The organism is Streptomyces sp. NPDC001816 (assembly GCF_042892235.1).
In the GTDB taxonomy this organism is placed as follows: Bacteria; Actinomycetota; Actinomycetes; order Streptomycetales; family Streptomycetaceae; genus Streptomyces.
On sequence record NZ_JBIATY010000002.1, the window covers coordinates 478,359 to 498,816 of the forward strand.

Below are 20,458 nucleotides of genomic sequence, written 5' to 3' on the forward strand. Positions count from 1 at the left end.
CCGGGTGGTAGCGGGCGCCGTCCTGGGCCGAACGAGTTGTCGTAGCCCGGAACGGCCGCTTTCGGCCCGGATAATCACGGCTCATGCAGCTCGTGAAAGCACGCGTCCCGGCGCGGCGCGCCCCCGTGGCCGTCACCGGACTGGGACTGGTCACACCGGCCGGGATCGGCCGCGACGCGGCGTGGGAGGGCCTGTGCGCCGGACAGTCCACCGCGACCGCCGACCCCGGCCTCGACGGGCTGCCCGTGGCCTTCTCCTGCCGGGTACCCGACCTCGACACGGCCGGACTGCTCGGGCACCGGCTCAGCCGCCGCCTGGACCGCTTCACCACCTTCGCGCTGCTCGCTGCCCGGGAGGCCGTCGCCGACGCCCGGCTCACACCCGGCGGCTGGGACGGGGCCCGCATCGGCGTCGTGATGGGGGTCGGCACCGGGTCCATGCAGGGCTGGCAGGCCGAGTTCGACCGGCTCGCCCACCGCACTCCGGAGCGCGTCTCGCCGCTCGCGCTGCCGCGCAGCGTGCCCAACATGGCCGCCGCCGAGATCGCCCTCGACCTCGGCGCGCAGGGCCCCAACATGGTCGTGAGCACCGCCTGCGCCTCCGGCACCAGCGCGCTCGGACTGGCCCGCGACTGGCTGCTGTCCGGCGCCTGCGACCTCGTCCTCGCCGGGGGCAGCGAGTCCGCCCGGCTGCGCATGACCGCGGCCTGCTTCGCCCAGATGCGCGCCCTGTCCCGCCGCGCCGACAGCCCGCACGAGGCCTCCCGGCCGTTCGACCGCGACCGGGACGGATTCGTCCTCGGCGAGGGCGCCGCCGTCCTCGTCCTGGAACGCGTGGAGGACGCCCGCGCCCGCAGCGCCCGGCCCGCGGCCCTGCTCTCCGGGTTCGGCGCCTCCTGCGACGCCCACCACTTCACCGCCCCGCACCCGGACGGCGACGGCGCCGCCCGCGCCATCCGCGGCGCCCTCGCCGACGCCGGCCTGGCCCCCGAGGACGTCGACCACGTCAACGCGCACGGCACCTCCACCCCGCAGGGCGACACGGCCGAGCACAACGCGCTGTACCAGGTCTTCCGCCGGCCCCCGCCCGTCACCGCCGTCAAGGGCACCATCGGGCACGCCATCGGCGGCGCCGGCGCCATCGAGGCGGCCTGCACCGTGCTCACCCTGCGCCACCAGCTGATCCCGCCCACCGCCAACCTGGACACCCTCGACCCGGCGATGGACCTCGACGTCGTCACCAAGGCGCCCCGCCCGCAGCGGATACGAGCCGCCGTCAGCAACTCCTTCGGCTTCGGCGGCCAGAACGCCGTGCTCGCCTTCACCGCCGTCGACCAGCAGCCACTCCGCACCTGACTCCGAACCGAAAGGTCCCCCTGTTGTCGGAGTTCTCTGAATCCACCCCGCTGGCCGGCAGAGCACGGTCCTGGCCCAGCGGCGAGCAGTTCATGATCGGCGTGTTCGTCGCCGTACCGTTCCTGGCGCTCCTCGCCGCCGTGCCCCTCGCCTGGCGGCACGGTCTGAGCCCCACGGACCTGGTGCTCGCCGTCGTCTTCTACCTCGTCAGCGGGCTCGGCATCACCGTCGGCTTCCACCGGCACTTCACCCACGGTTCCTTCAAGGCCAGACGGCCGCTCAGGATCGCCCTCGCCCTGGCCGGCAGCCTGGCCGTACAGGGCCCGCTGCTCACCTGGGTGGCCGACCACCGCAAGCACCACCGCTTCTCCGACCGCGACGGGGACCCGCACTCGCCCTGGCGGTACGGCCGCTCACCCCGCGCCCTGGCCAGGGGCATGCTCTACGCCCACCTCGGCTGGCTCTTCGAGACCGAGCACGCCTCGCCCCGCACCTACGCTCCCGACCTGGTCCGCGACCGCACGCTGATGCTGATCTCCAAGCGCTTCGGACTCGTGGTCCTGGCCTCCGTCGCCCTGCCCGCGGTGCTCGGCGCGGCGCTCACCCGGTCCTGGCAGGGGGCGCTCAGCGCGTTCTTCTGGGCCGGGCTGGTGCGGATCTGCCTCGTCCACCACGTCACCTGGTCCATCAACTCCATCTGCCACGCGGCGGGTTCCCGGCCCTTCCGCAGCCGGGACCGCTCGGGCAACGTGTGGTGGCTGGCCCCGCTGTCCTTCGGCGAGTCCTGGCACAACCTCCACCACGCCGACCCCACCAGCGCCCGGCACGGCGTGCTCACCGGCCAGCTCGACGCCAGCGCCCGGCTGATCCGCTGGTTCGAGCGCCTCGGCTGGGCCTACGACGTCCGCTGGCCGCAGCGGCGCCGCATCACCGCACGCCGGCGAGAGAACGGGAGCCCACAGGAATGACCGTACGGCAGCACGTGCACGTCAGCGGCCGTGTCCAGGGCGTGTTCTACCGCGACACATGCCGTCGGTTCGCCGAGGAACGGGGAGTGGCGGGTTGGGTGCGCAATCTCTACAACGGCGACGTGGAAGCCGTCTTTGAGGGGCGGTCCGAAGACGTCGCCGAGATGGCCCGCTGGGCGGCCCAGGGCCCACCGGCGGCCCAGGTGACCCACTGCACAGGCGTGGCCGAGGAGCCCGAGGGGCTGTCCGGCTTCCATGTACTGCCCGACGCACCGCCGGGCGACGACCCCCACGCCGTCTAGACCCCTGGTGGCCGGGCTCGACGGGACGGGCGAGGTGCTCGGAGCCGAGCCGACTCGGGGGTGGGCGGGGCGTCGGCCAGGGCGCTCCCCTTCGGCGCGTGTTTTGCAGCGCGTGCCCGAACGGGGGCATGCGTCGGCGCCGTAGGCGGACGGTCAGGCGCAGCGGGTGGCCGTCGAAGCGTCGTGGCGGACCCAGACGGACTCGACCACACGCCCGTCGGGCAGGGTGTGCCGGGGCGGGCCCTCGTCCGGGACGAAGCCCGCCCGGGCCAGCGCCCGGCGGCTCGCGGTGTTCCCGCTCTCCGCGCCCGCACGGACCCGGGCCATGCCGAAGTGCGTGTGCGCGAGCAGCGCCCCGGCCCGGAACAACTCCGCGCCCAGGCCCTGTCCGCGGCAGCGCGGCGCCAGCCAGCCGCCCACCTCGCCCGCGTGGTGCTCCAGTTGCAGTCCGCCGGCATAACTGAGGTCGGCCCTGCGCACACAGACCAGGAACACCGGGATGTCCGGGTCGGGGGAGAAGGGTTTCGCCAGCACGCGGGGGACGCGGCGGCCGTCGTCGCCGGAGGGCCGCCACTCCAGCAGGGCGCGCCGGGTGCCGGGGTCGGGCGCGATCCGGTCGGCATGGTTGCCGAGCCACCGCTGGGCCTCGGCGTCCGCGCTGGCGGCGAGCGCCGCGGCGACGTCGAGGTGCGTCCGGGGCGTGAACAGCAACAGCCGCTCGGTGGCCAGGACATGCCGGCCCGGCTCGCACCGCCCGGGCACGGGGAGCCCGGACACGGCCCGTCTCCGGCGGACGAGCGACCAGACCATGGAACCCCCCGATGGAACCGCTGCGCGGCGCACGGTCCGGCCCCTTACGGGGAGTCGGTCCCGCCGACGGATGCGAACGGCTCGCATCGGGGCGAATCTACCGAGGAATCGGGTGGGGGTGGCTACCTCCGGCCCACGGCTCAGGCTGAGGGCACCGGCTTCTTACGGCTGATGGCGTTCGGCCGGGTCGTCCGGACCCGGTTTCGGGCGGGTCCGGGTCCAGCAGGGGGCGGCGGACAGCTCAGGGACAAGGGTCGGTTGGGGCATGGGGTGGGGCTCCTTCGGACGAGTGGGGGAGGGGCCGGGGTCCGGCGCCAGCTCCCGGACCCCGGCCCCGTTCGTGTCGTACGGCGGGACGGGCCGAGCCCCGGCCGGTAGCGTGAGGCCATGTACGCCACGCGAGTCACCCGGCGTGTGCAGGCGCCGGCGGAGGACGTGTATCGGGCGCTGGTCGATCCGGACGCCCTCGCGGCCTGGCGGGTCCCCGAGAACATGACCGCTCGCGTCCACACCTTCGAGGCCCGCGAGGGCGGTGCCTTCCGGGTCTCCCTCACCTACGACGACCCGCTCGGCCCCGGCAAGTCCGGTGGGCGCACGGACACCTACCGCGGGCACTTCGCGAGACTCGTCCCCGGCGTCCAGGTCGTCGAGGTCTTCGCGTTCGAGACGGACGACGAGACCCTGGGCGGCACCATGACCATGACGACGACGCTCACCGAGACGGACGGCGCGACGGACGTCGAGATCCTGCAGGAGGGCATCCCGGACGACATTCTCCGAGAGGACAACGAACTCGGCACCCGGATGGCCCTCGACCACCTCGCCCGGCTGGTCGAGGAGCGGAATCCGCCGACGGCCTGAACGGATCTGGCCAAAAAGGACGGGGAAATCGGTCCGGAATTCGGCACAACCTTTGCCGACGTGTCAGGCACCCGGAAATGCGGGCAAGGAAGTTCTGGAGAAGCGGAACCGGGCGGAGGGAAATGCGGTCTTAAAGTCCGCCGACGGCCGGGATGGAGCCGGTCGCGAAGAAACCGGGGGAACGAGAAAAATGTCCGTGAGTCGCCGCAAGACCCTCCTGACCGCAGTCGCCCTCACCGCCGGGCTTTCCCTGGCCGCCGTCACGCCCGCCCTGGCCGGCTCCGGCGCGAGCCACGCCCCGCGCGCCGCCGCCGTGTCCTCCGCCCAGGGCGACCCGCGCAACGTCACCCAGCACGTGGCCGACTTCTATGGCGCCTACATCGACTCCGTCTGGGCCACCGAGGACCCGGCGGCCGGCCCCGACGCCAAGGCCCTGCGCGCCTTCTACCTGTCCTCCGCCGCCCAGAAGAAGGTCGCCGCGTACGAGAAGAAGAACCACGCCGACGGCATCCTCTTCGCGCAGAACGTGCCGGTGAAGTGGAAGGTCGCCTACACCGGCTCCGGCGCGGGCCACGCCACCAGCAGGGTCACCCTCACCTGGGGCGATGGTCCCCACGCCGAGGTCACCAGGATCGATGTCCGGTCCGACCTGACGACCCTGAAGATCACCGACCTCAAGCCGGCCCGCTGACCGGCTGCCGGGCGCAGTCCCGCCCCGCCCCCACTCGGGGCGGGGCTCGCGGCTTTCTGCGCCGGTCAGGGCCGGTCAGGACCGGTCGTGCGGGTAGTACGGCCGGGGCAGTCGCATCCCGCGGTCGGCCATGATCTGCCGTACGTGGTTGGGGTAGTTGGTGATGATCCCGTCGACGCCGAAGTCCATCAGTGCCTCCACCGTCGCCGGGTCGTCGCAGGTCCAGGGGACCACCTTCAGGCCGCGGGCGTGCGCCTCGGTGACCATCGAAGCGTCCGAGTAGAAGCGGAAGCCGGGGTCGCCGACCTTCCCGCTCTGCGGGAAGCCGTAGTTGGGGGAGAGGGTCGTGACCCCGGCGATGGTGGCGGCCGCCTTCACGAAGTCACCGCCGTAGTCGTCGGCGTCGATCCCGCCGAGCCACGGGGACGCACCCGGCCGGCCCACTTGCAGGAAGTCGTAGTTCGTCAGCGCCACCAGCGGCCAGCGCGGCGCCAGTCGGTGCATCAGCTTCAGCGCGCCCCAGTCGAACGACTGGATGGTGACCTGCCGCTCGATGCCGGAGCGGTGGATCTCCTCGTACACCCGGCGGACGAACACCTCGCGCGGTGCGGTCTGTTCGGGAGCGCCCGCCTCCACCTTGGTCTCGATGTTCAGCTTGACCTGCCTGGCGTGGTAGCTCCTGACCAGGTCCAGGACGTCCTTCAGCTCGACCATCCGGAAGCCCTTGACGACCTCCTGCTCCGGGAAGCCGGGCAGCTGCTGGTAGCCGCAGTCCAGGGTCTTGATCTGAGCAAGCGTCAGGTCCTTGATGTACTTGCCGACATACGGGTACATCGGGTCGCCGGGCGTGACCGGGCCCGTGTCGCGGCACTTGACGCCGTTGATCTGCCGGTCGTGGTTGACGACCACCTTCAGGTCCTTGGTGACGTGGGTGTCCAGCTCCAGCGTGGACACCCCGAGCCGCATCGCCTTGCCGAAGCCCTCCAGCGACTCCTCGGTGGTCATGCCGGTGCCGCCGCGGTGGGCCTGGAGGTCGAAGCGGGCCTCAGGCGGGTCGGCCTGGGCCGCCTGCGCGGCGGTGGCGGGGAACGCGAGCGCCGGCAGCAGGGCGAGGCCGGCGAGCAGGTGTCGTAAGGACATCGGAACTCCCTGTTCTCGGGGCGCCCGAGATTCTCGCAACGGCCGGCCGGGGTGGACTACCTCCGGAACTGAACATTGGCGCAAAGGCTGTTGAACGTGTGAGTCTCAGGGGCTTCTAGGAGTCATGGGTCAGCAGCCTTGCGCCTTCGCGTCCGTGGAGGTGGTGGTGGCGGCGCCGGTCGGCGGGCGTGCGGTGCAGGGCGATGAGGGCGGCGTCGTCGTCCAGCCGGCCGCCCACGTGGGCGAGCAGGTCGCGCCGCACATGGTGCATCAGCGCCTCCGGACTGTCGTCCGTCCAGCGCGCGACGCGCTCCGCCAGCGGATAGAACCGCCCGCGCGCGTCCCGGGCCTCCACCACACCGTCGGTGTACAGCAACAGCGTGTCACCGGGCTCGAAGGAGAACACGTCCAGCGTGTGATCGGTGGCCCCGTGCACGCCGAGAGGCGGCGACGGGTGCAGGCTCGGCACCGTGACCGCGTGCCCCGGGCTCAGCAGCAGCGGCGGGGGATGGCCGCAGCTGGTCATCAGGGTGACCGGATCCCGGTCCGGGATCTCCACCAGCAGGGCGGTGGCGAAGCGCTCACCCGCCTCCTCCTCCGTCTCCAGCTCGGTGGCGTAGCGGCTGATGCTCTGGTCGAGACCGGCGGCCAGGTCCGCCAGCGCGACGTGCCGGTGCGCGCTCTCCCGGAACGCGCCGAGCAGCAGGGCCGCCTCCCCGATGGCCGGCAGCCCTTTGCCCCGTACGTCACCGATCAGCACCCGCACCGCCCCGTCGCAGCGGGTCGCCGCGTACAGGTCGCCGCCGATCTGTGCCTCGTCCTCGGCGGCCAGGTACAGGGAGGCGATGCGCAGCGGGCCGATGTTCTCGGGCAGCGGCCACATCAGCACGTGCTGCGCGGCCTCGGCGACCGTGCGCACCTGCGCGAGCTGGGCCTGACGGCGCTCACGTACCGCGCTGTAGACCACGCACATCACCGAGAGCACCGCGAGGGTGACGAGCTGCACGATGTGGTTCGAGGTGGCGATCCCCCCGTGGAGGAACGCGATCAGCGTCTGGGCGGCCAGGGCCAGCGCCCCCACGAACGCCGTGGTCCGGGGCCCCGCGAAGGACGGCGTGAGCGCCGGGGCGATGACCAGGGCCGGGCCCAGATGGATGCTCTCGGGGGAGCGGATGTCCACCACGGTGATCACCACGATGAGCACGACCGGGAGCAGCAGCAGCGCATGCGTCGACTGCCACGACTGCTGCACACCCGCCCCCCTCTCCCGGAGCCTCATGCCTACCAGCGTGCTCCCGGACGAGCCGCACGGCACGTGGAAGAGCAGGAACGGGACGTCACGACGGACACACGCTCGGTCCGCAGCGCGAGCGGCCGGATCGGCTAGCGGTTCACCGAGCGCATCCCGGCCTCGTCGTAGCGCGCGCCCGCCACCTCGGGCAGTTCGGCGTCGATGCGGGCGAGGTCCTCCTTGGACAGCTCGATGTCGACCGCGGCCGCGTTCTGCTCCAGATAGGTACGGCGCTTGGTGCCCGGGATCGGGACCAGGTCCTCGCCCTGGGCCAGCACCCAGGCGATGGCCAGCTGCGCGGGCGTCACGTCCTTCTCCGCGGCGATCTCCTTCACCTTCTCGGCGAGCCGGAGGTTCGCCTCGAGGTTGGTGTCCGTGAAGCGGGGGTTGGTGCGCCGGTAGTCGTTCTCGTCCAGCTCGGTGGGGGAGGAGAAACGGCCGGCGAGGAAGCCGCGGCCGAGCGGGGAGTAGGGGACGAAGCCGATGCCGAGTTCACGGCAGGTCGGCAGCACCTCGGCCTCGGGGTCCCGCGTCCACAGCGAGTACTCGGTCTGCACGGCGGTGATCGGGTGGACGGCGTGGGCGCGCCGGATGGTCTCTGCGCCGGCCTCGCTCAGCCCGATGTGCCGCACCTTGCCCTCGGCGACCAGCTCGGCCAGGGCGCCGACCGTCTCCTCGATGGGCACGTCGGGGTCGACCCGGTGCTGGTAGTAAAGGTCGATGTAGTCCGTGCCGAGCCGCTCCAGCGAGCCGTGGATGGAGCTGCGGACGTGCTCGGCCGAGCCGTCCTGCCGGCCCACCGTTGTCATGTCCCCCGGTACGGCGTTGTCCATCCGGTAGTTGAACTTGGTGGCGATGACGTACTCGTCGCGGTGTCCCCGGATCGCCTCGCCGACCAGCGACTCGTTGGTGAGCGGGCCGTAGAGCTGCGCGGTGTCGAGGAAGTCGATGCCGAGCTCCAGGGCGCGCCGGATGGTCGCGATGCCCTCGTCCTGGTCCGTGGTGCCGTAGAAGGCCGACATGCCCATGCACCCGAGGCCGATGGCCGATACCTGGAGATCCCGCAGACTGCGCTGTCGCATGAGGTGTTCCAGCCTTTCCTGCATGTCCGATCGTCGTTCCGTACGGCACGGAGGCCCCCATCCATCTAGCGACGGATTCCGTCGCCCGGCATCCCGTGGGGCAGGCCGGGCGTCATGACCTTCGTGCGTCGGGATGTCCACGACGCTATGACTTGGAGCGCTCTCGAAGTCAACTCAGCCGTTGAGGTTGATGTCCTTCACCAGGCGCGGGTCGGCGAGCAGGGCCTTGGCCTCGGCGCGGTGGGTGACGGCCCTCACCGGGACGCCGCCCGGCAGTTCCACGGCGGCGAGCGGGCCGGCCGCGCGCAGCGCCGCGCTCTCGCCGTCCGGTCGGTGCCGAAGGGGTCGAGGGCGATCCGGGTGTGGTCGGTTCAGGTCGTCATCGTGGCGTGCCCCCAGGGCAGGGGGCGGGGGTACCGGGCCGGTCCGGGGACACCACCGATCCCGGCGGATCAGCGGGTCGGCCGGGCGCCGCGGGATCAGCGGGCGGGTACGGGTGTGAACCGGACGGGGAGCTGGGTCAGTCCGCCGAGCCAGGGCGAGGGACGGCGGGTGAGGGACTCGGCGGGCACCGCCAGGTCGATGTCAGGGAGCCGGTCCAGTACGACCTCGATGCCGGTCCGCGCGATCACCTCGGCGATCTCCTGCGCGGGGAACGGGCAGCGGTGCTCCCCGTGGCCGAACGAGAAGTGGGCGCTGTTTCCGCCGGTCAGCGCGGAGGCGTTGGTGCGGACCTGGGGATCGGAGTTGGCGCCCTGCAGCCCGAGCAGCAGCAGATCGCCGGCCCGGACCGGGCGGCCGCCGAGGTGGGTGTCGCGGGCGGCCCAGCGGCCGGCCACGTTCTGCGTGGGCGTGTCCTCCCACAGCACCTCGTTCATCGCCTCGGCGACGCTGCCCTGCCCGCCGAACAGGCAGGCGGCGAAACGGTCGTCGGTGAGCATCAGTCGCAGCGAGTTGCCGATCCAGTCGACGGTCGGCTGGTGCCCGGCCGCCATCATCACCATCAGGTCCTGCGCGATCTCCTCGTCGGTGAAGCCGCCGTCGTCGGCGAGCATCCGGGACACCACGTCGTCCGCCGGCTCCTTCCCGCGGTCGGTGAGCAACTGCCGCATGGAGGCGGCCAGATGGGCCTGGCCGGCCAGAGCCCGTTCGCGTCCGTCGATCATGTCGTTGAGGGCGGTGACCAGACCCGGACCGTCCTCGTCCGGGAAGCCGTACAGGCGGGCGAGGACCCGTACCGGCAGCAGCGTCGCGTAGTGCGTGACCAGGTCGGTCTCGCCCGTGGCGCAGACCGCGTCGATCAGCTCGTCCGCGAACCGCTCGGCGTGGCCCCGTAGTTCGGAGGGATCCACCGCCTCCAGCGCGTCGCTGATCATCGCGGCGCGCTGCCGGTGCCGTTCGCCGACGGTGTGGAGGACCGACGGCCGGCGGTGGCCGATCATCGGCAGCAGCGGCCAGTCGTCCGGGATGTTCGCCCACTGGTTCCACAGCTCGGAGTCCCGGCTGAACAGCACCGGGTCGCCGGTCACCTGGTGCAGTTCGCGGTACCCGAGCACCAGCCAGGCCGGCACGCCGCCGTCGAGCAGCACGGGGACCACGGCGCCGTGCTCGCGCCGCATCTCCCGGTACAGGCGGGCCGGTTCGGCCTGGAAGCGGGCGCCGGTCAGCGGGACGCCGTCGGGGATCACACGAACTCCTGTCGGTCAGAGGTTGCGGAGTGCAACGATCACCTGCTCCAGGATGTCGGGGTCGGCGACGGCCGGCGGGCGCGGATGACGGGCGCTGACGCGGCCCGCCGCCAGCAGGTCGCACAGCAGCACCTTGGTGATGCCGACGGGCAGGCGCAGCTCGGCGGCGATCTCGACCACCGACGCGGGGAACTCGGTCATCCGCAGGATCGCCGCGTGCTCCGACTGCATGCCGGCCATCGGCTCCGACTCCGCGACGACCAGCGTGACCAGGTCGAAGGGGTTGTCGGGGCCGGTCCGACTGCGTCCCTGGGTGAGGGTGTAGAGACGGTCGGGGGCGTCGTCCCTGCCGGGCCGGCTCATGACGTACGGGGTCGAGCGGTCAGGTGCTCGCCGAGCTGCTCGACCAGTTCGGTCATGTGGTGCCCGACGACCCCGGGGTCGGCCTCCTCCGTCGTCACGACGGCGAGGTGGGCGCCCGCACCCGCCTCGACGATGAAGAGCACGCCCCCGTAGAACTCGGTCATCGCCGAGCGCACACCTCCGCTGCCGTCGCCGAACTCGGCCGACGCCCCGCGCGACAGCGACTGGATCCCGGCGGCGATCGCGGCAAGCTGGTCGGCCTGGTTCAGGCTCAGCTCAGGCGACCGGCACAGCCTCAACCCGTCCCGGGACAGCACGAGCGCGTGCCGCGCCCCCGGTGTCCTCTCCAGCAGCCCCTCCAGGAGCCAGGTGAGCGTCTCGTCGGCGGTGCTCGGGCCGTTCATGAGGTGGCGTCGCCTTCCGGGTGCGCGTGCGGGTGGGAGGAGGGGGAGCTGTGCTCGGGCTCGTCGGCCGGCCCGGGAGCGCGGCGGACGGCCTGCCGGAAGGCGCTGAAGCGGGTGGCCCGGGTCCCGGCCTCGCCGGTGCCCGCCGCGGGGCGTGGCGCGGTGCTCGGGAGCTCCGGGCGGGACCGCTCGGCCTCGGCGAGGGTGCGGCCGCGGCGCCGCCTGGGCAGCCCGGCCGGACCCTCGCCCGGGGGAGGCGCGGGGGACTCGTGGACCGGGGAGGGTCCCGCGGTGACCGTCGGCTCGGCCGGCCGTCCGGCGTCCGGACGCGTGGCGGGGCCGATGAGTATCTCCTGCGGGATGAGCATCAGCACGCCGGTGCCGCCGCGCGCCGACAGCCGGAACGACACCTTCAGACCGTGCTTGTGGGCCAGCCGGCCGACCACGGCGAGCCCGAGCCGGGTCCCCGTCAGGCCGCCCAGCCCGGAGACGTCACCAGCGACGGCCCGCTCGGCCCGGCGCAGCTGCACGTCCCCCATCACCAGGCCGCTGTCCTCCACGGACACGAGCACGCCGGCCGCCACCTCCTCGACGTAGACGTGCACTTCCGCCGTCGGCGGCGAGAACTTCGTGGCGTTGTCGAGGAGTTCGGCGAGCGCGTGCATCACGCCCTCGGCCGCGTGTCCGGCGACGGCGGTCTCGCTGACCGAGTGGACCCGAACCCGCCGGTAACCGGCGATCCGGCCCAGCGCGCCGCGCAGCACGGACTCCATCCCTATGGGCCGCGCCCACCTGCGCCCCGAACGCGCCCCGGTCAGGACGGCGACGGAGTCGGCGAGCCGGCCGGCCTGGGCCGTGCGGTGGTCCAGGTGGAGGAGGTCGGCCAGGACGTCCTCGTCGGTGTGCCGGTCCTCCATCGCCCGCAGATCCGCGAGGGTCGCCGTGGCGAGGGCCTGCATCCGGGCTGCCGCGTTGGCGGTCGCGGAGACCGCCGCGGCCTGCTCGCGCCGAGCCTGCTGCAACTCCTCGGCCAGCCGCGTGTTCTCGCCGCGGACCTGGTTCAGCTCCTGTGCGCCTTCCTGGGTGAGCCGCGTCAAGTCGGCCGTGAACTCCGCCTGCTGCGCGGCCAGTTCGTCGATGAGCCGCTGCTGTTCCCGACGGTGCTCCTCGGTCGTGCGGGCCTGTTGCTGCAGAAGCCGGCCGATCTCCTGGGTCGCGCCGTCCAGCCTGCGCCGGGTGCCGCGCGCGGTGTGCCCGGTGTGTGCCGCCGTGGCCACGGCGGCACAGAGCACGACCGCCGCCGTACCCCCGCCCCAGGCCAGCGGCGCGCGCACCGAGTCCGGCGCCACCGACACGGCCGCGAGGACCACGAGCGCCGAGAGCGCACCGGACACGGCGACGGCGGCGGTGAGCGTACGGAGGGAAGGTCGTTCGCCGGGATGCGTGGGCACGGTCATCGGTCCGGTGTGATCCTCGCGGCAGAGGGGGCGAGCAGGGGTCGGCGGGTGACGGAGCGGCTATCGAGCGTGAACTGGCGGTCACTATACGAGAGTTGGTGATCGAATCTGGATGGTTCAGGTGTGTTTCCACGAAGTGGGCGGTCGAACCTGTGCGCTGACCGGGACGCCGGGTGTCTCGGGGCCGTACGGGCACCCGCCCCTCCCGTCCGACGACGGGTCAGAAGCCGGGCAGGTTGCCTCTCGTGCGCCTGTTTCTTGTCACTGCGACGCAGGCCGGAGGGACCTTGACCCCCGGCTCCGGGCTCGCTGAACTGTGAGCGGCCGGAACGGGGCGGCTCAGACGGAGAGGGCATAATCATACATCAGTGCGATGACGGCTGAACGGGTGGAAAGTGAGCAAACTTCCCGCATGGCCGAGGTGCGGGGAGCGGGTGGAGGGGCCGATGCGGATGACGGGGGATCGAGGGGCGATGGGCTGCCGCGCCTCATGAGCGCTGACGGGAGCACCGCCGGGCGCGCGGACCAGGTCCGTGCCCTGCTCGCGCGCCTCGCCCGGTTCACCTGGCGCACGCTGCGCGGGGAGTGGCACGCCGTCGTCGTCGACCCGGGGCGCCTGCTCGCCCGGCGCGGACCGTCCGGGCTTCTCCTGGCGTTCGTCGCCGCGTTCGCCGTCATCTTCTGCCACGACGTCGCGCAGCATCCCACCGGAGCGTTGTGGGTCGAGCGGCTCGGCGGAGTCAAGGCCGACCTGCCGCTGTGGCTGGCCCTGCTGCGCACCCCGGTGTCGCTGTACGTCCCGGCGCTCGATCTGCCGGTGTGGGGAGGCATCACTCAGCTGTTCCTCGCCTTCGCCCTCGCCGAACTGACCCTCGGCCGGGCCCGGACCCTGGCGCTCGCCTACGGCACCACCCTGGCGGGCACGCTCACCGCCCGCCTGATGATCGCGCTCGGCCCGGGCTGGTGGGGGTTCGGACTGCCGCCCGAGTGCGGCAAGGTGCTCGACACCGGACCATCGGCGGCCGTGGTCGGCCTGTTCACCTATCTTGCGGTCGTCCGGCGTGCACCCGTGCTGTTCACGCTGACCGGCGGCTCGATGGTGTGGGAGTCCGTCGCGGTGCCGAACCTCGCCGGACGCGAGCACCTGGTCGCGGTGGTTGCCTCGATCGTGCTGGGCCTCCTGCACGGCCGCCGTGAGCGGCTGCGGTCCTTCGTGCCCTCACGGCCGGCGACCCGGACCACCGAGCCCGCTGCGGCGGAAGCCGTGCCGGTACCGGTTCCCACGCGACCGGACCGCCCCCGGTCGGCGCATCCCGCCCCCGAGGCCGTGCTGACCGCCCTCGAACGCCAGGCCGGCGGTGTGCATGTCCGGACCACGTCAATGTGATGCTTTTCGCACTTCGACACGTGCGGGCAACCCCTAATGTTGCCGCGACGTACGGCAGGGCATGGCTGACACCATGGTGTTCGTCGCCGGCAGGCAGCTGAAGGGAATCCAGGATGTTCCGCAAGGTGCTGGTCGCCAACCGTGGAGAGATCGCGATCCGCGCGTTCCGGGCGGGCTATGAACTCGGCGCGCGCACGGTCGCCGTGTTCCCGCACGAGGACCGCAACTCGCTGCACCGGCTGAAGGCCGACGAGGCCTACGAGATCGGGGAACCGGGACATCCCGTGCGGGCCTATCTCTCCGTCGAGGAGATCGTGGGCGCCGCTCGCCGGGCGGGCGCCGACGCCGTCTACCCCGGTTACGGATTCCTGTCCGAGAACCCCGAACTCGCCCGCGCCTGCGAGGAGGCGGGCATCACCTTCGTCGGGCCGAGCGCGCACACGCTGGAGCTGACCGGCAACAAGGCCCGCGCGGTCGCCGCGGCCCGGGCGGCCGGCGTACCCGTGCTGGGCTCGTCCGAGCCCTCCACCGACGTCGACGAACTCGTCCGCGCCGCCGAGGAGATCGGCTTCCCCGTCTTCGTCAAGGCGGTCGCGGGCGGCGGCGGGCGCGGCATGCGCCGGGTCGAGGCCCCCGCCCAGCTGCGCGAGTCCATCGAGGCCGCGTCCCGCGAGGCCGCGTCCGCGTTCGGCGACCCGACCGTCTTCCTGGAGAAGGCCGTCGTGGACCCGCGCCACATCGAGGTGCAGATCCTCGCCGACGGCGAGGGCAACGTCATTCACCTCTACGAGCGCGACTGCTCGCTGCAGCGCCGCCACCAGAAGGTCATCGAACTGGCGCCCGCACCCAACCTCGACCCGGCCCTCAGGGACCGGATCTGCGACGACGCCGTGCGCTTCGCCCGCGAGATCGGCTACCGCAACGCGGGCACCGTCGAGTTCCTCCTGGACCGCGACGGCAACCACGTCTTCATCGAGATGAACCCGCGCATCCAGGTCGAGCACACGGTCACCGAGGAGGTCACCGACGTCGACCTGGTCCAGGCCCAACTGCGCATCGCCTCCGGCCAGACCCTCGCCGACCTCGGCCTGTCCCAGGACACCATCACCCTGCGCGGTGCCGCCCTGCAGTGCCGGATCACCACCGAGGACCCGGCCAACGGCTTCCGCCCGGACACCGGCCGGATCAGCGCCTACCGCTCGCCCGGCGGCTCCGGCATCCGCCTCGACGGCGGCACCACCCACGCGGGTACGGAGATCAGCGCGCACTTCGATTCGATGCTGGTCAAACTCACCTGCCGGGGCCGTGACTTGAGCGCCGCCATCGGGCGCGCCCGGCGTGCCGTCGCCGAGTTCCGCATCCGCGGCGTGGCCACCAACATCCCGTTCCTGCAGGCCGTCCTGGACGACCCCGACTTCCAGGCCGGGCGAGTCACCACCTCCTTCATCGAGGAGCGCCCGCACCTGCTGACCGCCCGCAGCTCCGCCGACCGCGGCACCAAGCTGCTCACCTACCTCGCCGACGTCACCGTCAACAAGCCGCACGGCAACCGCCCCGACCTGCTCGACCCGGTCACCAAGCTGCCGCCGCTGCCCGCCGGCGAGCCCCCGGCCGGCTCCCGGCAGCGGCTGGTCGACCTCGGCCCCGAGGGCTTCGCCCGGCACCTGCGCGAGTCGCCGACCATCGGCGTCACCGACACCACCTTCCGCGACGCCCACCAGTCGCTGCTCGCCACCCGGGTACGCACCAGGGACCTGCTCGCCGTCGCCCCGGTCGTCGCCCGCACCCTGCCCGAGCTGCTCTCCCTGGAGTGCTGGGGCGGTGCGACGTACGACGTGGCGCTGCGCTTCCTCGCCGAGGACCCGTGGGAGCGGCTCGCCGCCCTGCGCGAGGCCGTACCGAACATCTGCCTGCAGATGCTGCTGCGCGGCCGCAACACCGTCGGCTACACCCCGTACCCGACCGAGGTCACCGACGCCTTCGTGCAGGAGGCCGCCGCCACCGGCATCGACATCTTCCGGATCTTCGACGCCCTCAACGACGTCGGCCAGATGCGGCCCGCCATCGACGCCGTCCGCGAGACCGGCACCGCGATCGCCGAGGTCGCCCTCTGCTACACGGCCGACCTCAACGACCCCGCCGAGCGGCTGTACACCCTCGACTACTACCTGCGCCTCGCCGAGCAGATCGTCGAGGCCGGCGCCCATGTCATCGCAGTGAAGGACATGGCCGGACTGCTGCGCGCCCCGGCCGCCGCCAAGCTGGTGTCCGCGCTGCGCCGCGAGTTCGACCTGCCGGTGCATCTGCACACGCACGACACGGCGGGCGGCCAGCTCGCCACCTACCTCGCCGCGATCCAGGCGGGCGCCGACGCGGTGGACGGTGCGGTGGCCTCCATGGCCGGCACGACCTCGCAGCCGTCGCTGTCGGCGCTGGTCGCCGCCACCGACCACTCCGAGCGGCCCACCGGGCTCGACCTCCAGGCCGTCGGCGACCTGGAGCCGTACTGGGAGGGCGTGCGGAAGATCTACGCCCCGTTCGAGGCGGGCCTCGCCTCCCCGACCGGACGCGTCTACCACCACGAGATCCCCGGCGGCCAGCTCTCCAACCTGCGCACCCAGGCCGTCGCCCTCGGCCTCGGCGACCGCTTCGAGGACATCGAGGCCATGTACGCCGCCGCCGACCGCATCCTGGGCCGCCTGGTGAAGGTCACCCCGTCGTCCAAGGTGGTCGGCGACCTCGCCCTGCACCTGGTGGGCGCCGGAGTCTCCCCGGCGGACTTCGAGTCGACCCCCGACCGGTTCGACATCCCCGACTCGGTCATCGGCTTCCTGCGCGGCGAGCTGGGCACCCCGCCCGGCGGCTGGCCCGAGCCGTTCCGCACCAAGGCCCTCCAGGGCCGCGGCGAGCCCAAGCCGGCCCCCGAACTGTCCACCGAGGACCGCGACGGTCTTGCGAAGGAGCCCCGGGCGACCCTGAACCGTCTGCTGTTCCCCGGTCCGACCCGCGAGTTCGACACCCACCGCCAGAGCTTCGGCGACACCAGCGTCCTGGACAGCAAGGCCTTCTTCTACGGTCTGCGGCCGGCCACGGAGTACGCCGTCGACCTGGAGCCCGGCGTGCGGCTGCTGATCGAGCTGCAGGCGGTCGGCGAGGCCGACGAGCGCGGCATGCGCACCGTGATGTCCTCGCTCAACGGCCAGCTGCGGCCCATCCAGGTCCGTGACCGGGCGGCCGCCTCGGACGTGCCGGTGACCGAGAAGGCCGACCGCGCGAACCCGGGTCATGTGGCGGCGCCCTTCGCCGGTGTGGTGACGCTCGCGGTCGCCGAGGGCGACGAGGTCGCGGCCGGCGCGACGGTCGCCACCATCGAGGCGATGAAGATGGAGGCCACGATCACCGCGCCCAAGGCGGGCCGGGTCTCCCGGCTGGCCATCAACCGGATCCAGCAGGTGGAGGGCGGCGACCTGCTGGTCGAGATCGCCTGAGACACCACTCGCCGCGGCCGGGGGACACCGCACCCGGCCGCGGCGAGCGCTCAGCGGGCTAGAAGCGGTTGAAGAGCTGCCGCAGACGGGCCAGGAGCAGATTCGGGTCCCGCCTGGTCGAGTACGCGGCGCCGGGCACGTAGACGGTCCGGCCGCGCACGGCCACCGAGGTCGGGTTGGACAGCCCGTCCTGACGGGTGAGGACCACCGAGTGGGTGCCGTCGCGGCGCGCCAGGACCAGCTCGCTGGAGCCGTTCAGTGCGGCCAGCACGCTGCTCCCGTGCCCGGGGAAGGCGAAGTCGTCGATGCCGGTGAGCCCGGTGGCCCGGGTCTCGACCGGGCCCGCGGAGCCGTCCGGGGCGAAGGGGAAGCGCAGCAGCGTCCCGCGGTCGCTGTTGGACACCCACACCGCGCCGCGGTGCACCTTGATGCCGTTGGCGCCGTACCCGGACCCGGACGGCACCGTGCGCGGGTCGAGTCGCGTGCCCCGCGCCCACACCGTGGGAGTGCCGCCCGACTGGGGGACGCGCCAGACGGTGCCCAGGGCGGAGTCGGCGGCGTAGAGCACGCCGTCGCGCCAGTCGAGGGCCAGGCCGTTGGGCAGTCCGTCCGGCGGCAGTTGGGCGATCTGCCGGGGTGCGCCGCCGTCGGCCGGGATCCGCCAGATGCCGGTCTCCCGGGTGCCGGTCGCGTAGTTGACGTAGAGCGTGCCGTCGTACCCGCGGGCGATGCCGGCGACGACGGCGCTGTGCAGGACGGGCGTGTTCGGATGGGCCACGGCCGGCAGGGTCGCGAGGATCCGGGTGTCCCCGTCGAGCGTCACGTGGGCGACCTGCCGGGCGAGGGCGAAGGTGAGGTCGGCGGAGCCGTCGGGTTCGAGCGCGATGTTCTCGGGCGTCTGCCCGGCGGCCAGGCCGAAGTGGGCGACGACGCGTACATCGGTGAAGGTCGGCTCGTGGCCGCTGGCGGGCGCCGCCGCGATCAGGCCGAGCGCGAGCGCGGCCGCGGCCGCACCGGCCGGGCGGGGGAGTCGGGGCATGTGACCTCTCTTCGTACGGCGCGCGGGGCACCGGAGTGCGGGGTCACACAAAGATGGCCGGGTGCCGGTCACCGGGAAGGGGCGCCGGGCCGCGGGGTCGCCCGCGCGGCCCACGACATGGCGCCGCGAGCGGCCCGCGCGGGTGACGGGCCGTGGGCGGTCAGTCCCAGAGCGGATAGGTCATGACCTGCTTGAAGCCTTCCGGCCGGGCACCCTCGTAGATGAGGCTCATCCGGGTGTAGTGCTCGACGTCCGGGTGCTTCGTCCACGGCCGCGGGCGGTCCAGCCGGACGGTCACCCGGTACGAGTGGAAGGTGCCTGCCGCGCAGTACGGCTTGCAGTCGTTGACCGCGTTCAGGCCCACGGCGGTCGCCGCCTGCGAGCCCCACTGCGACCAGTGGAGCCCGAGCAGGCGGCTGTTGCCGTCGCCGCAGGCCAGGATGAAGTCGGCCGGGCGGACGTGGCGGTTCCAGAAGCAGTCGACCAGCACGGGCTTGGGAGGATCGGCCTTCGGCGCCGTGGCGGGCGGGCTCGCCGAGGCCGTGGTCATGGCCGCTGTCAGCAGGGCCCCTGCCGCTAGGGTGACCGCCGTTCCCACCACAGATCCGCGCATGGTCGCTCCCACCCGTCGTGCCGTGTCCGACCGCGTGCACATCGACGCTACGACCGTCCGCCCTGTTGCACCAGTCGCGCAGGTCGCGCCGCGTGTCACGCGTGCCGGACGGTCAGCCCGAGTCGTTCACCATGCTGAACGCTGAATGCATCCTTGGTCATCGGTGAGCCGTGAAGCAGATGTCTGAACCAGACACGTCAAGAGGTTTCAGCAGGCGCCCTCGTCCTGCCACGGACCCCACTCGGAGGCGCCGGGCACCTCGTTCTGGGTCCACCACTTGGCCTTCCAGTTGTGCTTGTTGTACGAGACCTCGTTCCCGGAGGTGTACACCGCCGTCGAACTCCAGGCGGTCTTGCAGGACGTCGGGGTCGGGGTGGGCGTGGGGGTGGGCGTGTTGGTCGGTGGGGTGACCCCGGCGAACTTCACCGAGTACTTCGCGAAGTCCCAGGAGTTCTGGGTCACGCTGGAGCAAGTGCCCGATGTACGGCCGCCGTTGTCGGCCGGCGTGCACTGGCGGTCGCGGTTGAGGGACCAGAAGGTGAACCGGTCCATGTTGTGGCTGGTGGCGTAGTCCAGCACGGTCTGGAAGTCGGCCTGGGTGAAGTACTCGCCGGTGTCGCTGCGGCCGTTCATGCCCGAGAAGCCCTCGTGGGCGTAGGCCGTCGCCTGGTCCCAGCCGAAGGTGGACTGCAGGATCGAGTTGAAGTTGGTCAGCGCGCCGGTCTGGCTCGCCGCACCGTTGAAGCCGCCGTCGAAGGGCATGATGGAGAAGTTGTTCGGGGTGAACCCCTGCGACTTGGCCTCCAGCAGCATCTGCTTGCCGAACCAGCCGGTGCCGTCCGCCGTCCCGGCCGTGGTCACGGACACGTACAGACCCGGGTTGTTCTGCTGCAGGATCTTCGCGGCGCCGATCTCGTTCCTGATCGCCGCGCTGTTCTCGTACTCCGGCTCCTCCAGGTCGAAGTCGATGGCGTGGAGCCCGTACTTGGTGATGACCTGCTGGTACGCGGCCGCCGTGGACGCGGCGTCCGAGCAGGCCTGCCCGAGCTTGGTGCCGCCGTACCCGCCGATGGAGACGGAGATGTCACCGCCCTTGGCCCGGATGGCGTTGACGACCGACTGGACCGCCGTGTCGGAGGAGACCGCGGCCGTGCCGCCCCAGGTCGGGGAGCAGCCGCCGCCGTCGGGCGCGAGGATGAAGGCGAGCTGGAAGGCCTTGAGGCCGGTGGCGTCCATGATGGTGGCCGCGTCCGGCGGGTCGTTGTCCAGCGGCATCAGGTAAGGGGCCGCGGCGTACCACCGGTTGCTCAGTGCGGTGGTCGCGCCCGAGGCGTTGCCCGCGACGAGCGCGGTCGTGCCCGCGGCGGCCAGTCCGACGGCGGCCGCCGCTCCCAGGCATGCCCGAAGACGTCTCACTTCGTGCCTCCAGAGGGGTGTGGGGTGGGGAGGTGCCCCAGCCTCCGGGGCTGATGCGGCCACGTCAATGGGTTGGTCTAGTCCAAAGGACTCTTTGGACTAG

The 20,458-nt window shown here is 72.4% G+C and carries 18 protein-coding genes and 1 pseudogene; 7 read left to right on the forward strand and 12 right to left on the reverse strand.

The annotated features are described in order from the left end of the window. Window positions 1-83: 83 nt before the first annotated feature. Genes ACFYZZ_RS07875 through ACFYZZ_RS07885 form a run of 3 tightly spaced genes read left to right on the forward strand, consistent with a single transcriptional unit; the run spans window position 84 to window position 2,625 of the window. Window positions 84-1,355 (forward strand): beta-ketoacyl-[acyl-carrier-protein] synthase family protein, encoded by a 1,272-nt coding sequence (locus ACFYZZ_RS07875; protein WP_389172750.1) that lies wholly within the window; start codon window positions 84-86, stop codon window positions 1,353-1,355. A 23-nt stretch (window positions 1,356-1,378) separates the two neighbouring features. Continuing rightward, window positions 1,379-2,323, forward strand: coding sequence for an acyl-CoA desaturase (locus ACFYZZ_RS07880; protein ID WP_389172751.1), 945 nt, complete (start codon window positions 1,379-1,381; stop codon window positions 2,321-2,323). Continuing rightward, complete coding sequence (locus ACFYZZ_RS07885) at window positions 2,320-2,625, forward strand: acylphosphatase (RefSeq protein ID WP_389172753.1); 306 nt, start codon at window positions 2,320-2,322, stop codon at window positions 2,623-2,625. Before ACFYZZ_RS07880 ends, ACFYZZ_RS07885 begins: the two co-directional genes overlap by 4 nt. A 153-nt stretch (window positions 2,626-2,778) precedes the next feature. Here the strand turns inward: ACFYZZ_RS07885 and ACFYZZ_RS07890 are convergent, their stop codons facing one another. Next, complete coding sequence (locus ACFYZZ_RS07890; RefSeq protein ID WP_389172755.1) at window positions 2,779-3,402, reverse strand: GNAT family N-acetyltransferase; 624 nt, start codon at window positions 3,400-3,402, stop codon at window positions 2,779-2,781. 420 nt (window positions 3,403-3,822) lie between these two features. On the opposite strand from ACFYZZ_RS07890, the gene ACFYZZ_RS07895 reads away from it, so the two are divergent. Further along, window positions 3,823-4,296, forward strand: coding sequence for an SRPBCC domain-containing protein (locus ACFYZZ_RS07895; protein ID WP_389172757.1), 474 nt, complete (start codon window positions 3,823-3,825; stop codon window positions 4,294-4,296). Window positions 4,297-4,486: 190 nt separating this feature from the next. After that, a complete protein-coding gene (locus ACFYZZ_RS07900) occupies window positions 4,487-4,987 on the forward strand; it encodes a hypothetical protein (protein ID WP_389172759.1) in 501 nt (166 codons plus the stop codon). Between the two features lie 75 nt (window positions 4,988-5,062). Here ACFYZZ_RS07900 and ACFYZZ_RS07905 read toward each other — a convergent pair whose 3' ends face one another. The 8 genes and pseudogenes from ACFYZZ_RS07905 to ACFYZZ_RS07940 all read right to left on the reverse strand — a co-directional run bounded on the left by ACFYZZ_RS07905 (window position 5,063) and on the right by ACFYZZ_RS07940 (window position 12,412). Beyond that, on the reverse strand, window positions 5,063-6,127 hold the full coding sequence (locus tag ACFYZZ_RS07905) for a glycerophosphodiester phosphodiesterase family protein (protein WP_389172761.1): 1,065 nt from the start codon (window positions 6,125-6,127) through the stop codon (window positions 5,063-5,065). A 115-nt stretch (window positions 6,128-6,242) separates the two neighbouring features. Continuing rightward, entirely contained in the window at window positions 6,243-7,406 is a 1,164-nt protein-coding gene (locus ACFYZZ_RS07910; protein WP_389172762.1) for a PP2C family protein-serine/threonine phosphatase, read from the reverse strand. Between the two features lie 104 nt (window positions 7,407-7,510). Continuing rightward, window positions 7,511-8,500, reverse strand: coding sequence for an aldo/keto reductase (locus ACFYZZ_RS07915; protein WP_389172764.1), 990 nt, complete (start codon window positions 8,498-8,500; stop codon window positions 7,511-7,513). A gap of 177 nt (window positions 8,501-8,677) precedes the next feature. Then, a pseudogene (locus ACFYZZ_RS07920) lies at window positions 8,678-8,856 on the reverse strand (cytochrome P450); the annotation flags it as partial. A 123-nt stretch (window positions 8,857-8,979) separates the two neighbouring features. Further along, window positions 8,980-10,188 (reverse strand): cytochrome P450, encoded by a 1,209-nt coding sequence (locus ACFYZZ_RS07925; RefSeq protein ID WP_389172766.1) that lies wholly within the window; start codon window positions 10,186-10,188, stop codon window positions 8,980-8,982. Window positions 10,189-10,203: 15 nt separating this feature from the next. After that, window positions 10,204-10,551 carry a DUF742 domain-containing protein gene (locus ACFYZZ_RS07930; protein ID WP_386577547.1) on the reverse strand — a complete coding sequence of 116 codons (348 nt, stop codon included), beginning with the start codon at window positions 10,549-10,551 and terminating at the stop codon, window positions 10,204-10,206. Further along, on the reverse strand, window positions 10,548-10,955 hold the full coding sequence (locus ACFYZZ_RS07935) for a roadblock/LC7 domain-containing protein (protein WP_386577548.1): 408 nt from the start codon (window positions 10,953-10,955) through the stop codon (window positions 10,548-10,550). The genes ACFYZZ_RS07930 and ACFYZZ_RS07935 overlap by 4 nt, the downstream gene beginning before the upstream one ends. After that, complete coding sequence (locus ACFYZZ_RS07940; RefSeq protein WP_389172769.1) at window positions 10,952-12,412, reverse strand: ATP-binding protein; 1,461 nt, start codon at window positions 12,410-12,412, stop codon at window positions 10,952-10,954. The genes ACFYZZ_RS07935 and ACFYZZ_RS07940 overlap by 4 nt, the downstream gene beginning before the upstream one ends. Before the next feature lie 490 nt (window positions 12,413-12,902). Between ACFYZZ_RS07940 and ACFYZZ_RS07945 the strand changes: the two genes are divergently transcribed. Further along, the gene (locus tag ACFYZZ_RS07945) at window positions 12,903-13,799 is read left to right on the forward strand and encodes a hypothetical protein (protein WP_389172770.1); all 897 of its coding nucleotides are present in this window, start codon (window positions 12,903-12,905) and stop codon (window positions 13,797-13,799) included. Window positions 13,800-13,912: 113 nt separating this feature from the next. Next, window positions 13,913-17,287, forward strand: coding sequence for a pyruvate carboxylase (locus ACFYZZ_RS07950; protein WP_389172772.1), 3,375 nt, complete (start codon window positions 13,913-13,915; stop codon window positions 17,285-17,287). 58 nt (window positions 17,288-17,345) lie between these two features. On the opposite strand, the gene ACFYZZ_RS07955 is transcribed toward ACFYZZ_RS07950, so the two are convergent. From ACFYZZ_RS07955 to ACFYZZ_RS07965, 3 genes are all read right to left on the reverse strand, one after another. Then, window positions 17,346-18,326 carry a hypothetical protein gene (locus tag ACFYZZ_RS07955; RefSeq protein ID WP_389172774.1) on the reverse strand — a complete coding sequence of 327 codons (981 nt, stop codon included), beginning with the start codon at window positions 18,324-18,326 and terminating at the stop codon, window positions 17,346-17,348. Window positions 18,327-18,486: 160 nt separating this feature from the next. Further along, window positions 18,487-18,939 (reverse strand): hypothetical protein, encoded by a 453-nt coding sequence (locus tag ACFYZZ_RS07960; RefSeq protein ID WP_386577553.1) that lies wholly within the window; start codon window positions 18,937-18,939, stop codon window positions 18,487-18,489. Between the two features lie 207 nt (window positions 18,940-19,146). After that, complete coding sequence (locus ACFYZZ_RS07965) at window positions 19,147-20,355, reverse strand: chitinase (protein WP_389172776.1); 1,209 nt, start codon at window positions 20,353-20,355, stop codon at window positions 19,147-19,149. Window positions 20,356-20,458 lie beyond the last annotated feature (103 nt).